At 70.3% G+C, this 13,079-nt stretch carries 15 protein-coding genes; 2 read left to right on the top strand and 13 right to left on the bottom strand.

The window, feature by feature from the left end; translation table 11 throughout:
* The 9 genes from tatC to ABD250_RS13405 all read right to left on the bottom strand — a co-directional run.
* A partial coding sequence (tatC, locus tag ABD250_RS13445) for a twin-arginine translocase subunit TatC (RefSeq protein WP_344392771.1) occupies nt 1-468 on the bottom strand: 468 nt, incomplete at its 3' end.
* Nucleotides 469-483: 15 nt separating this feature from the next.
* The gene (gene tatA / locus ABD250_RS13440; RefSeq protein ID WP_182657953.1) at nt 484-927 is read right to left on the bottom strand and encodes a Sec-independent protein translocase subunit TatA; all 444 of its coding nucleotides are present in this window, start codon (nt 925-927) and stop codon (nt 484-486) included.
* Nucleotides 928-1,035: 108 nt separating this feature from the next.
* Nucleotides 1,036-2,007 carry a helix-turn-helix transcriptional regulator gene (locus ABD250_RS13435; protein WP_182657952.1) on the bottom strand — a complete coding sequence of 324 codons (972 nt, stop codon included), beginning with the start codon at nt 2,005-2,007 and terminating at the stop codon, nt 1,036-1,038.
* Nucleotides 2,004-2,972 carry a helix-turn-helix transcriptional regulator gene (locus tag ABD250_RS13430; protein ID WP_179525263.1) on the bottom strand — a complete coding sequence of 323 codons (969 nt, stop codon included), beginning with the start codon at nt 2,970-2,972 and terminating at the stop codon, nt 2,004-2,006. Before ABD250_RS13430 ends, ABD250_RS13435 begins: the two co-directional genes overlap by 4 nt.
* A 10-nt stretch (nt 2,973-2,982) precedes the next feature.
* Entirely contained in the window at nt 2,983-4,389 is a 1,407-nt protein-coding gene (pafA, locus tag ABD250_RS13425) for a Pup--protein ligase (RefSeq protein WP_182657849.1), read from the bottom strand.
* A gap of 6 nt (nt 4,390-4,395) precedes the next feature.
* Complete coding sequence (locus ABD250_RS13420) at nt 4,396-4,572, bottom strand: ubiquitin-like protein Pup (RefSeq protein WP_017836742.1); 177 nt, start codon at nt 4,570-4,572, stop codon at nt 4,396-4,398.
* 46 nt (nt 4,573-4,618) lie between these two features.
* Nucleotides 4,619-6,100, bottom strand: coding sequence for a depupylase/deamidase Dop (gene dop / locus ABD250_RS13415; protein ID WP_182657851.1), 1,482 nt, complete (start codon nt 6,098-6,100; stop codon nt 4,619-4,621).
* Nucleotides 6,101-6,132: 32 nt separating this feature from the next.
* Nucleotides 6,133-7,833, bottom strand: coding sequence for a proteasome ATPase (gene arc / locus ABD250_RS13410; protein WP_182609556.1), 1,701 nt, complete (start codon nt 7,831-7,833; stop codon nt 6,133-6,135).
* Nucleotides 7,834-7,948: 115 nt separating this feature from the next.
* A complete protein-coding gene (locus ABD250_RS13405; protein ID WP_179525267.1) occupies nt 7,949-8,788 on the bottom strand; it encodes a tRNA (adenine-N1)-methyltransferase in 840 nt (279 codons plus the stop codon).
* A gap of 57 nt (nt 8,789-8,845) precedes the next feature.
* Here ABD250_RS13405 and ABD250_RS13400 point away from each other — a divergent pair, with 57 nt between their 5' ends.
* Nucleotides 8,846-9,775: a PD-(D/E)XK nuclease family protein gene (locus tag ABD250_RS13400; protein WP_182657848.1), complete on the top strand. Its 930-nt coding sequence runs from the start codon at nt 8,846-8,848 to the stop codon at nt 9,773-9,775.
* Nucleotides 9,775-10,542: a thioesterase family protein gene (locus tag ABD250_RS13395; protein WP_182609565.1), complete on the top strand. Its 768-nt coding sequence runs from the start codon at nt 9,775-9,777 to the stop codon at nt 10,540-10,542. The genes ABD250_RS13400 and ABD250_RS13395 overlap by 1 nt, the downstream gene beginning before the upstream one ends.
* Before the next feature lie 56 nt (nt 10,543-10,598).
* On the opposite strand, the gene hisG is transcribed toward ABD250_RS13395, so the two are convergent.
* The 4 genes from hisG to ABD250_RS13375 form a co-directional block, all read right to left on the bottom strand.
* A complete protein-coding gene (hisG, locus tag ABD250_RS13390) occupies nt 10,599-11,450 on the bottom strand; it encodes an ATP phosphoribosyltransferase (RefSeq protein WP_179525270.1) in 852 nt (283 codons plus the stop codon).
* A gap of 47 nt (nt 11,451-11,497) precedes the next feature.
* Complete coding sequence (locus tag ABD250_RS13385; protein ID WP_179525271.1) at nt 11,498-11,761, bottom strand: phosphoribosyl-ATP diphosphatase; 264 nt, start codon at nt 11,759-11,761, stop codon at nt 11,498-11,500.
* On the bottom strand, nt 11,758-12,474 hold the full coding sequence (locus ABD250_RS13380; RefSeq protein WP_182657847.1) for an HAD-IA family hydrolase: 717 nt from the start codon (nt 12,472-12,474) through the stop codon (nt 11,758-11,760). The genes ABD250_RS13385 and ABD250_RS13380 overlap by 4 nt, the downstream gene beginning before the upstream one ends.
* Nucleotides 12,475-12,549: 75 nt before the next feature.
* Nucleotides 12,550-13,077: a hypothetical protein gene (locus ABD250_RS13375; protein WP_182657846.1), complete on the bottom strand. Its 528-nt coding sequence runs from the start codon at nt 13,075-13,077 to the stop codon at nt 12,550-12,552.
* Nucleotides 13,078-13,079: the final 2 nt, after the last annotated feature.

Below are 13,079 nucleotides of genomic sequence, written 5' to 3'. Positions count from 1 at the left end.
CGTGAAGGCGATCCCGTAGCGCTTCTCGTTCTTGTGCAGGCCGGGAGTGATGAAGGCCCACAACTGGTAGAGCCAGACCGGGCTGGCCAGCACGATGCCGGCGGTCGCGGCCACCTTAAGACGCAGCATGAACTGCTCGAAGGGGCCGGTGGCGAGGAGGCGGCACTGGTCCCCCGAGTCGCCGAGTTGGAGGCGGGCACCGGGTGGGATGTCGCAGTACGGTCCGGTGAGGATCTCACCCAGCGAGGGGACTCCGAAGAATCCGCTGCCGTACCACCAGAAGCCGAAGCCCAGCGTCACCACGATCGCCGCGAGGGCGATGAGCAGCCTCGTGCGCAGCTCGTAGATGTGCTCGATGAGCGGCATCGTGCCGTCGGGGTTCCGGGGCCGGCGCCTGCGCTTGGACAGCAGCCGACCGGCGCCGCCCCTGGGGGTGGCGCCGGTCTTCTCCGGTCCGCTCTGCGTCATCGGTGAGGTGGCCTGCTACCGCTGGGGGCCGGTGCCGCCGTCGTACGGCGCGGTGGGATCGAAGGGCTGCTGGGGGTGGCCGGGCTGCTGCGGCTGCTGACCCTGCGGCTGCTGGTACGGCTGCTGACCCTGCGGCTGCTGGTACGGCTGGCCCGGCTGCTGGGTCTGCGGCTGCTGGTACGGCTGCTGCGGGGCCGGCGGGTAGCCCTGTGCCTGGGGCTGCGCCTGCTGGGGCTGCGCCTGCGGCTGGACGTACTGCGCCGCGGTCGGCTGGCCGGCCTGCGTGAGCGCCTCAGGCTCGGCCGGCTTGTCGTCGTTCTGCATCTCCTTGATCTCCGACTTGAAGATCCGCATCGACCGGCCGAGACCGCGCGCGGCGTCGGGGAGCTTCTTGGAGCCGAAGAGAATCAGCACCACCGCGAGGACGATGAGCCAGTGCCAGATGCTCAACGCACCCATGTCAACCTCCGTTTGTGGGACAACATGCCCATGCTAACGCACCGAGGCCGACAGGCGTTGTCGCGGTCCTCGTCTGCAAAGGCGGTGACCAGCGGGTTCACCACGATTTCACGTCGACGATATCGAGTCGTCGCCTGCCGAGTAGAGCGCGAGTCCCGCGGTGGCCCGGGCGGCGATCTCCGCGGCCAGCGCGGGGTCCGACGGCGTCACCACGTCTGCGTGCCCGAGCAGGAACCTGACCAGCCACGCCCGGTCGTGATAGGCGATCGAAACGTCCAGATCTCCGTCCGGGCGCCGGACGACATCGTGGAAGCCGAACTCGTCGAGGAACCACGCCGCCGCCGCGGGGACGACGGCCCGCTCCATCAGGACGCCCGCCTCGCCGTCGTCCTGGGGTTCCGGTCCGAGCGCGCGGCGCGGTCCGACCTCCTCCACCCCGCTCATCCGGTCGGTGCGGAACGTCCTCCACTGACCCGTCCCGCGGTCGACGCCGTGGACGTAGGAGTGGCCGTCGGAGACCGAGAGGCGAGCGGGATCGACCACCCGGGTGGTGGAGGTGTCGGAACTGGCCGAGTGGTAGACGAATCGCAGCGCGTGTCCGTCGTGGACCGCGGTGCGCACCACATCGGCATCCGGGGTGGTGGTCTCCGGACGGGCGGCGTCGACGCCGCGTCCCCTGGCACCCGATTCGACACCCGCCGCGGTCCGGAGGGTCCGAAGCAGATCGCGCAGGGCGGTCTGGTCGACCACCTCGGGATGATCCAGGAAGATCGCGAGCCCGGTCTCCAGGGTGACGGCCTCCGCGGCGGTGAGGCGGACGGGCCGGTCGATCCCGGCGGTGAACGTCACCTCGACCAGCTCGGCGTCGTCGAGGTCCTCGGACGAGAACGCCAGGTCGATGAGGTCGCCCGGGCCGTACCCGGGGAGCCCGCAGGACCACAGCTGCCACAGGGCGTCCCGGAGCTGCTTGTCCGACATGCCGAGGTCCCGCGCGGCGTCGGCCACGGGCACGGCTCCCCGGGAGTGGAAGTACGGGACCACGCTGAGCAGGGTCGCCAACGGGACGGCACGGGGGGTCATCGGACGGCCTCCTGCGCCGCGGTGAGAATGGTCACGACCCGGACGCGCAGCTCGGCGGGTCTCAGGGCGACGGCGTCGGCGCCCTGGGAGGCGACCATCGACGACAGCTCGCCGAGGGGGGCACTCACCTCCAGGTCGATGCCGGCGCGACCGAACCGGGTCGCGGGCCCGGAACCGCGGGCCATCGCCCGGAGTTCGGCGGCGTGGCCGTCCGCCGCCCACACCGTGGCCTCCACGACCGGGTTCAGGCGGGAGATGGCGTCGTCGAGCAGTGCGAGCACCTCGGTCGTCGGCGGGACCGGGACCGTCCGGCGGGCCTGGCCCACCCGCACGTCCGAGACGCGCACCAGGCGGAACGTGCGGGGCTCGCCGCGGTCGAGGTCGTGCCCGACCACGTACCAATTGCCGTGCCGGGAACCGGTCCACCACGGCTCGATCCTCCGGGCGCTCGGCTCGGTCGCCCCGGCAGGGGTGTGTGCGAACGTGAGGAGTCGGCTCTCCGCGACCGCCTCCGCGACGACCGCGGCGGCGGCGAGTTCGGCCGGGTCCTCCACCGACACGGTCGCGCCGGCGTCGTGGACGGGGTCGATACCCGCGGCGGTGAGCTTGGCCAGCGCGCCGTCCGCCCGTGCGGCCCGCTCCCCCTCGCGCCAGACCTCCGAGGCCACGGCCAACACGCCGGCCTGTTCGGGGGTGAGGGTGATCTCCGGGAGCTCGTAACCCCGGGCGGGGATCCGGTACCCGGCCGGGGACCCCGGTGCGAGTGAGGCTCCCTGTTCGAGGGGGACGCCGACGTCGCGGAGTTCCCGCTTGTCCCGTTCGAACATCCTCAGGTAGGCGGCCTCGTTCTCGCAGTCGTCGTATCCCTGGACCATCCTGCGGATCTCGCCCGCGGACAGGTAGGCGCTGGTCGACCGCAGGCAGATGACGAGGTTGACCAGTCGTTGCGACTTGGAGGTGGACACGGGCAGGACGCTATCGCCCGAGCGCGGCGATGAGGTCGTCGACACGCGGGTCCTCCGCTGCGAACGGGTCGGTGAGAGCGACCGTGGGCAGGGTGCCGTCGGCGACCTTCAGATGCACCCAGTCCACCGTGTAGTCGCGTCCGGCCCCGGCGGCCGCGGAGATGAATCGACCTCGCAGTGCCGCGCGGGTGGTCTCCGGCGCGGAGTGCCGGGCCCTGTCGATCTCGAGGTCGTCCACGACCCGTGAGACCAGGCCGCGGCGCTCGAGCACCGAGTGCAACCCACGTCCCGGTCGGATGTCGTGGTAGGTCAGGTCGATCTGGGCGAGCCTGGGGTGATCGAGGTCGGCCCCGGTCCGGTCCTGTACCTGTCGGATCAGCCGGAGCTTCGCGGCCCAGTCGATGTCCGCGGCGATCGCGTCGTGGTCACCGGACTCGACCGCGTCGAGGACCCGTTCCCACAGGGCCACGCATCGCTCCACGACCGGGCGGTCGTCGCGCTCCCACCCGCCGCGAGCGAGGTGGCGGTGGACGGCGGCCAGGAACTCCCGCTGGATCTCCAGGGCGGTCATCGTGGTGCCGTCGGTGAGCCCGACCGGCCGGGTTCCGGTGAGGTCGCGGCTGATCTCCCTGATCGCGCGGACCGGGTGGGCGATCGCCATCGGACGCAGCTCGACGCCGGCCTCGAGCATCTCCAGCACGAGCCGGGTGCTGGCGATCTTGAGCAGTGTCGTGGTCTCGATCATGTTGGAGTCGCCCACGATCACGTGCATCCGCCTGAACCGGGTCGAGTCCGCGTGCGGCTCGTCACGGGTGTTGATGAGCGGCCGCGAACGCGTGGTGGCCGAGGAGACGCCGTCCCACATGTGTTCGGCGCGCTGGGAGAAGCAGAATGTCGGACCCTCGTCCTCCGCGACGCCCACCCCGGCCGGGGTCCCGGGCAGGATCTTGCCCGCGCCGCAGATCAGTTGGCGGCTCACCAGGAACGGCAGCAGGGTGGTGGCCATGCTCCTGACCTGGGTCGAGCGGTCCAGAAGGTAGTTCTCGTGGGACCCGTAGGAGTTCCCGACCGTATCGGTGTTGTTCTTGAACAGGTAGACCTTGGCATCGATCCCCTCGGTCGCGAGCGACTGCTCGGCACGGACGGCGAGATCGTCGATGATCCGCTCCCCCGCCCTGTCGTGGGCCACGATCTGCTGCAGGCCGTCGCACTCCGCGGTCGCGTACTCGGGATGGGAGCCGACGTCCAGGTAGAGGCGGGACCCGTTCTCGAGGAACACGTTCGAGCTGCGCCACCGCTCGACGACGGGCCGGAAGAAGTACCGGGCGATCTCGTCGGGCCCGAGCGATCGCGAGCCCTCGCCACCGACGCTGGTGATCCCGAACTCCGTCTCGATCCCGACGATGCGACGGATCATGGCTGTCTACTGCCCGCCCTTCTGGACGTAGGACTTCACGAACTCCTCGGCGTTGGTCTCGAGGATGTCGTCGATCTCGTCGAGGAGGGAATCGGCGGACGAGGTCTGGGCGGTCTTGGCGACCTGCCCGGCCTCGTCGTCCGACTCGCCTGCGCCGCCGGCGCTCTTCTGGATCTGGGACATGGTGTGGGCTGCTCCTGTGTCGGTGTAGGCGGGGTGGACGGGGTGCTCAGTGGACAGGCGGGCCGTCGGGGCTGAGGAAGTCCGGGTGGGCGTCGCAGTGGGCCCGGGTCCCCGTGTACGGGTCGGCCAGGTCGACGTGACGGTGGTCGCCGCGGGAATCGACGACGACGACGTGATCCCATCCCGCGGCGTGGATGCGGTCGCCGAGCTCGGCCAGGAAGCGACCCCTGGCCCAGGCCCGCGTGGACTCGGGAGGGGTCGTGATCGCGGCCTCCACCTGTGCCTCGGTGACCAGTCTGCGCATGGCCCCCTTGCTCACGAGACGGTTGTAGAGTCCGCGGTCGGGGTCGATGTCGTGGTACTGGACGTCGATGAGGGCGAGTCGCGCGTGGTCCCATCCCAGCGAGTCCCGTGTCCGGAACCCCTCCAGGAGCCGGAGTTTGGCCGGCCAGTCGAGCCGGTCGGCGCATGACATCGGGTTCTGCTCGAGCGCGTCGAGGATCTCCCGCCACTCGGCCAGGACCTCGACGGCCCATCCGGGACGGCCCGTGCCGTCCCCGACGAGCGCGGAGACGCGGCCGAGGATCTCCCGCTGGAGGGCGATCCCCGTGAACTCCCGTCCGTCGGGCAGGGCGACGGTGGCGGTGAGGGTCGGGTCGTGGCTGATGATGTGCACCGCCTCGACCGGGTCGACCGGGACCAGGTCGGAGAAGTCGACTCCGGCCTCGATCGCGTCGAGCACGAGGCAGGTGGTGCCGATCTTGAGGTACGTGGCCAGCTCGGACATGGTCGCGTCGCCGATGATGACGTGGAGACGCCGCCATGTCTCATCCGGGGCGTGCGGCTCGTCGCGGGTGTTGATGATCCCGCGGCGCAGTGTGGTCTCGAGTCCGGTGAGGACCTCGATGTAGTCGGCACGCTGGGAGAGCTGGAAACCCGCCTCCTCGCCGGACTGGCCGAGGCCGACGCGACCGGCCCCGCAGTACACCTGGCGGGAGAGCAGATGCGGCGCCAGGCTCATCGTCAGGGCGTCGAAGTCGACGTCGCGACGCACGAGGTAGTTCTCGTGGGCGCCGTAGGACGCGCCCTTGCCGTCGACGTTGTTCTTGTAGAGCTTGAGCTCGGCGTTGCCCTCGACGGCGGACGACTCGCGGCCGGCCCGGTGCATGATCCGTTCCCCCGCCTTGTCCCAGATCACGGCGTCGATCGGCGAGTCCACCTCGGGCGACGAGTACTCGGGGTGCGCGTGGTCGACGTAGAAGCGTGCGCCGTTGGTCAGTACCCGGTTGGTCACCCCGAACTCGCTGGGGTCGTAGGCGCGGGCGGAGCCGAGATCGAACCCCCGGGCGTCGCGGAGGGGTGATTCGGACCCGTAGCCCCAGCGGGTCCCGTCGGTCGCCCCGGAACCCTCACCCGGGTCGGTGTAGGCCTTGACCACCTGGGTCGAGGTGACCACCGAACTGAGCAGCGGCTGGCCCACCGCGACTATCCCGAACTCGATCTCGGTCCCGATCACCCGGCCACGCATGCTCTCGCCGGACGTGGTCCGGACGGGCGGGGTCACCGGTCGTCCTCCCGGCTCGGGACGGTGACCTCGACCACGCGTTCACCGCGGACGCCCGTCAGACGCGCCCACTCCTGCGGGTTGGAGGTGTTGGGCAGGTCGGTGTTCTCCGCGAACTCCGCGTCGACGGCGTCGAGGAAGTCGTCGGTCGTCAGACCCTGCCCGGTGCCGTGCACGATGTCCTTGATCGCGAGCTTCTTGGCCCGGTCCACGATGTTGCGCAGCATCGCCCCGGAGGTCAGGTCCGCGAGGTACAGGGACGACCGGCGGCCCGATGCGTAGACCAGATGGACGTAGGTCGTGGACTCGTCCCTGGTGTAGAGCCGGTCGACGATGCGCGAGATGAGACCCCGGACGTGCTCGGCGCCATCGGTCGAACCGACCTCGTCCGGGTCGAAACGAAGGTCGGGGGTGATGTACTTGGCCAGGATGTCGGCCGCGGCGTCGGCGTCCGGCCGGTCGATGCGGATCTTGAGATCGAGACGCCCCGGTCGCAGGATCGCCGGGTCGATCATGTCCTCCCGGTTGGAGGCACCGATCACGATGACGTTGCGCAGGTCCTCCACGCCGTCGATCTCGGCGAGGAGCTGCGGGACGATCGTGGTCTCCATGTCCGAGGAGATGCCCGACCCGCGGGTGCGGAAGATCGAGTCCATCTCGTCGAAGAAGACGATCACCGGGTTGCCCTCGGTCGCCTTCTCCCGCGCCCGCTCGAAGATCGACCGGATGTGTCGCTCGGTCTCTCCCACGTACTTGTTGAGCAGTTCCGGGCCCTTGATGGAGAGGAAGTACGAGTTGGGGTACCGGCCGTCGGTGACGTCCTGTCCGCGCGACTTCGCGGAGGCCAGCGCCAGCGAGTGCGCGACCGCCTTGGCGATCAGGGTCTTTCCGCACCCGGGAGGGCCGTAGAGGAGGACGCCCTTGGGCGGGGAGAGATGGAACTCGCGGTACAGGTCGTGATGGATGAAGGGCAGTTCGATGGCGTCACGGATCTGCTCGATCTGGGGGCCGAGACCGCCGATGTCGGAGTACTCGACCATCGGGATCTCCTCGAGCAGGAGCTCGTCGACCTCGGCCTTGGGCACGACCTCGAACGCCACGCCGGCCTTGGGGTCCACCAGGACCGCGTCGCCCGGGCGCACCGGAGCCGGGTGATCGGCGGTCCGCCCGCCGCGCAGGCCGGTCGCCAGATGCACGACGTGCTCCTCGTCGTTGCCCATCACCACGCGGGCCCGCACGCCGTCGGCCAGGACGTCCCGGAAGACGGCGGTCACGCCCGTGACCGGGAGTCCGGTGCAGGCCTCGATGACGGTCATGGCCTCGTTGAGCCGGACGGTGGCCCCCGCCGAGAGGACGGAGGCGTCGACCCCGGGCGCGAGAGTGAGCCGCATCCGCCGACCGGCGGCCATGACCTCGGCGGTCTCGGCGTCCGTCGGTTCCTGCAGCACGATCCCGTAGGTGCTGGGCGGTGTGCCGAGGCGCTCGACCTCGCCCTTGAGGGCCTCCAGCTGATCACGGGAGTCCTTGAGGAGCTCGGCGAGCCTGACGTTGCGGGCGCCGAGGGCGTCGATCTTGACCGACTTCTCGCGGTCCGTGCGGGCCCCCTCGTCGACCGCCCTGCGCAGCCGCGCGAGCTCGACCCGGTCCAGCGTCACGCTGTCGCCGCCCCGCTCGTCCGGGGAACGTCCCTCGGTCACCTCGATCACCTGCCCTCCGACTCTCGGACGACACCCTCGTCGTCGTCGCCTCCACCCTATCGCCGGGGTGAGTGGCCGCGTGAGGGGCGGGTGAGTGCGACTCCTCGGGCCGAACTCAGTGCTTGCCGGCCCGGCGCCTGGGCTTGAGCGTGGTCACGCCCTCCGCGAGTCGACGGGCGGTGACCAGGAACGCGGTGTGGCCCTGGATGCGGTGCTCGGGGCGGACGGCCAGGCCCACCACGTGCCACCCGCGGTTGATCGACTCCCACGCCCGGGGTTCGGTCCAGCACTCCTGGCGCCGGAGCGCCTCCACGACGTCCGACATCTGGGTGGTGGTGGCCACGTACACCACCAGGACCCCCCCGGGCACCAGCACGTCGCTCACCGTGGGCAGGCACTCCCAGGGCGCGAGCATGTCCAGCACCACCCGGTCGACCTGTCCGCCCAGGGCCTCGACCGACGTCTCCGCCAGGTCGGCGACCCGCAGGTCCCAGTTCTCGGGGTGTTCGCCGTAGAAGGTCCGGACGTTGCGCTCGGCGTGCTCGGCGTGGTCCTCGCGGATCTCGTACGACAACACCCGGCCCCCGGGGCCCACCGCACGCAGCAGCGAACAGGTCAGGGCGCCGGAACCCGCGCCCGCCTCGAGCACCCGTGCGCCGGGGAACACGTCGCCCTCGTGGACGATCTGTGCGGCGTCCTTGGGGTAGATGACCTGGGCGCCGCGCGGCATCGACAGGACGTAGTCGGTGAGCAGCGGACGTAGCGCCAGGTAGTCGGCATCCCCGGACGACCTGACGATCGACCCCTCCGGGGTACCGATCAGGTCGTCGTGGCGGACGGCGCCGTGGTGGGTGAAGAACTCGGCTCCCTCGACCAGGACGACGGTGTACTTGCGTCCCTTGGTGTCGGTGAGCTGGACGCGGTCGCCGATGACGAACGGGCCGGATCGCTGCACAGTGGACCTCCAGGGGACGGCGGCCGGTTGTCCGACCGGTTGTCTACCCTGCCAGGTGTGACGGATCCCCTGGAAATCGGCGGCAGTGGTACCCCGGCCTCCCCGGCCGATCCGGAGGGCGTGCCCCCGCCGGAGCGCAGGCCCCTGGCGTTGTCGGCGTCGCGGGCGGCGGACTTCCGGCAGTGCCCGCTGCTCTACCGGCTCAAGGCGATCGACAGGATCCCGGAACCGAAGACCCGCGCCCAGGTCCTGGGTACCGTCGTCCACTCGGTGCTCGAGGACCTGTACGCACTGGAGCAGTCGGAGCGCGCCCCGGAGCGCGCCGCGGAGCTGGTCCCCGCCGCGGTGGAGCACTTCTACGCGGTCGGCGGCGGCGCCGAGGTGGTGCCGCTCTCCGCCCGGGCGGAGTTCCAGACGGAGGTCGCCGCGTTGGTGTCCGCGCTCTACGGTGTCGAGGATCCCCGGCGCTTCTCCCCCGCCGCGTGCGAGCAGTACCTCGTCACCTCGACCGCGTCCGGTACCCCGCTCCACGGGTACCTGGACCGGGTCGACGTGGCGCCGACCGGTGAGGTCAGGGTGGTCGACTACAAGACGGGTAAGCCACCACATCCGCGTTACCAGACTCAGGCGATGTTCCAGATGCGGTTCTACGCCCTGATGTACCAGCAGATCCACGGGGTGATGCCGGCACAACTCAAGCTGATCTACCTCAGGAACGGCAGCTGGCTGACCCTCTCCCCCGATCTCGCCATGCTTGTGGAGACCGAGACCGAGCTCGACTCACTGTGGGCGGAGATAGAGCGGGCGGGTGAGACCGGGATCTTCCCCCCGCGCACCTCCCGGCTGTGCGACTGGTGTAACCACCAGGCGTTGTGCCCGGCGTTCGGGGGTACCCCGCCGGAGTACCCGGGATGGCCGGGGCGTCGCGTGATACCTCTCGATCCGGGGACGCCCGATGCGGGACACGCCGGACCGATGAGCACATGATGACGCAGGCCTACTTCGAGCCGCTGGGCACGGATGACGGCTGGGAAGTGTTCCGGGCGACCCCGCACACGGTGAGCGCCTGGGGCCCGGATCTGCAGCACGGGTCTCCGCCCTCGGCCGTCCTCACCCGCGCCATGGATCGCCTCGAGTGGACGGAGACTACGAGGATCGCCCGCGTCACGGTGGACCTGCTGGGCCCGGTGCCGCTGGGCGAGGTCCGCACCCGGGCCCGCGTCGTCCGGCCCGGTCGCCGGATCCAGCTGCTGGAGTCGGAACTGGAAGCGGGGGGCCGGATCGTCGCCCGGGCGAGTGCCTGGCGGATGGCCGTCGGCGACACCGCCGAGGTCGAGCAGTCGGCCGACCGTCCGCGCGAGCTCCCGGAGGTGGATCGCGACAGCGGCTTCTTCGACCGGTGGACCAGTGGCTACATCGACTCGCTGGAGATCCGCGGTGCGGGCGACGGGGTCGTCTGGGCCCGTCCCACCCTCCCCCTGGTCTCCGGGGAGGAGATGACTCCGGCGGAACGGGTCATGTCGGTGGCCGACATCGCGAACGGCGTCGGGGCCGTTCTCGAACCCGACGAATGGCGGTTCCTCAACACCGATCTGGTCACCCACCTGCACCGGCGGCCCGTCGGCGAGTGGATCGGGGTCACCGCGTCCGCCTCGATCGGCCCCGACGGCGTCGGGGCCACGTCCGGGACCCTGTACGACGAGGTGGGCGCCATCGGGCACACGCTGCAGGCTCTGCTCGTCGAACGGGTCTGAGTCGATCGGGCGCCGAGGCGTGCCGCGCACCGCCGCACCACCGGGACCGCAGTGCGTCACCCCATGCGGCAGGACCGGATGTCCGTGGCGATGACCGCCTTGGCGCCGGCCGCGACCAGCTCGTCCATGATCGAGTTGACCTTCTTGCGCGGCACCATCGACCGCACCGCCACCCAAGCCGGGTCGGCCATCGGGGAGACGGTGGGTGACTCGATGCCAGGGGTGATGGCAGAGACCGACTCCAGGAGCTCCTTGGGGCAGTCGTAGTCCAACATCATGTACTGCTGGGCAAACACGACGCCCTGCAGGCGGGCCCTCATCTGTGCCATCGCAGGGGTCGTCTCGGCGCCGGCGCGCGCGACCAGGACGCCCATCGAGTCGCACAGGACGTCCCCGAAGGCCTCCAAACCGTGCACCTTGAGTGTCCGACCCGAACCCACCACGTCGGCGATGCAGTCCGCCACCCCGAGCTGGATGGAGATCTCCACCGCGCCGTCCAGCCGGATGACCTCCGCCTCGATCCCCCGCTGCTCAAGGTCGCGGCGGACGATGTTGGGGTACGACGTCGCGATTCGGGCCCCCGCCAGACGGTCCGTGGTCCACCCGGCACCGGAGGGGCCGGCGTAGCGGAAGGTGGAGTGTCCGAAGCCGAGGTCGAGGAGCTCGTCCACCTCCGCCATCGAGTCCATACTCAGATCCCTGCCGGTGATCCCCAGCTCGAGTCGCCCCGAGCCCACGTAGACGGCGATGTCCTTGGGTCGCAGGAAGAAGAACTCGACGTCGTTCTCACGGTCGATCAGCGTGAGGTCCTTACTGCCCTCAGTACGCCGGCGGTACCCCGCCTCGGACAGCATCTCGGAGGCGGACTCGGACAGGGCGCCCTTGTTGGGCACTGCGACACGCAGCATGATGGCGGCTCCAGTATTCGGTGCGGGAGGGGTGCTCGGGGTGGCGGTCAGAGATGCCGGTAGACGTCCTCGAGACCGAGTCCGCGCTTGAGCATCATGACCTGGGTCCAGTAGAGGAGCTGCGAGATCTCCTCGGCCAGTTCCTCATCCGACTGGTACTCGGCGGCGATCCACACCTCGCCCGCCTCTTCGTTGACCTTCTTGCCGAGATGGTGCACGCCCTTGTCGAAGGCGGCGACGGTGCCGGAGCCCTCGGGTCGCGCGGCGATGCGCTCGGACAGCTCGGCGAACAGGGAGTCGAAGGTCTTCACGCGCCCGATTGTCCCACAGCCGACGCCACGGGCGCGCCCGAGGTGAGGGCCACGAGACCGGACGCGTTCACGCCCGTGAGGCTCGGGTGGGTGTGTGCCCCGACCACGTCCGGTTGTCCGTCGGTCGACGGGACGTACAGGACCCGGCATCCCGCGGCGACCGCCGAGGTGGCGCCGGTGACCGAGTCCTCGACCGCGACGGCGGTGGTGGCCTCGACCCCGAGCCGCGAGCACGCCAGCAGGTAGGGGTCGGGTGCCGGCTTGGGGTCGGCCACCATGCACCCCGTCACCACCACATCGAACCGCGAACGGTCGATGAACTCCAGCGGCACCGCCGCGACGTCTGCGGTCGTGTTGGTCACCAGGGCGACCGGGGCGTTAGTCGAGGCGAGGTCCTCCAGCAGCTCCTCGGCCCCCGGCCGCCACCGCATATCGGACCTCATCAGCTCGGTGACCCGTGAGTTGAGCCGGAGGGCCAGTCGATCGAACTCGGCGCCCTCGATGGTGCGCCCGGTGTACTCGCCCAGGATCGCGAAGAACCCGGGGAGCGAGTTGCCCAGGGTCCGCTCGCGGGTCGCCTCGTCGAGCGGACGGCCCAGGTACTCGGCGAGCTCGTAGACGGCGATGTCCCACAATCGCTCGGTGTCGACGAGCGTGCCGTCCATGTCGAGACACACGGCGGCGGGGAGACGGGAGTACGAAATGCTGGTCACGGGCTACTGTCTACCGGACAACGGGCCACCGGGGGTACCGTGACCGGCCCCGTTGGTTCCTCCGTCAACCGCCGTTCAGTGGCAGTTCCCCGCAGGAACGAGGAATCGTTCGGTGTGGGTGGCGGAGGCGAACGGCGCGACGGACCCGGGGGCGAAGGTGGGCAGAGCGGACTTGCTGGTGGTGATGGTGACCGCCAGCCGCCCGTGCCCGGTGAGGACGCCGCCGACGCCGACTTCGGGTCCGGTCGACTGGACCGTGTGCACGCCCCTCGCATCGGTATCGATGTTGTGCCACTCCACGGTCGCGGAGTTGAACGGGAACAGGGTGGCCGAGAAGTCGAACGAGCCGACGGGCTGGTCCAGGTCCCTGGCGTTCGCGCTCAGCGCCTGGTGGAAGCGCTCGTCGCCGCCCAGCGCGCAGGTGGTGAAGGCGCCGAAGCGAATGGTGTGCTCACCACCCAGCGGGTATGGCATCCGCACGTCCCAGGCGGGCGACTCGCGCCATACCTGGGCTGACGCCGCAGGGGACCCGGCCACGGCCACTCCCCCGGCGAGCAGGGCTGCCGCACAGGTGAGAGCGGCTGATCGACGGATAGTGGTCATGA

It is taken from the genome of Dietzia cercidiphylli, assembly GCF_039531545.1.
GTDB classification, from domain to species: domain Bacteria; phylum Actinomycetota; class Actinomycetes; order Mycobacteriales; family Mycobacteriaceae; genus Dietzia; species Dietzia natronolimnaea.
This window is presented reverse-complemented; position numbering and strand designations above follow the sequence as displayed.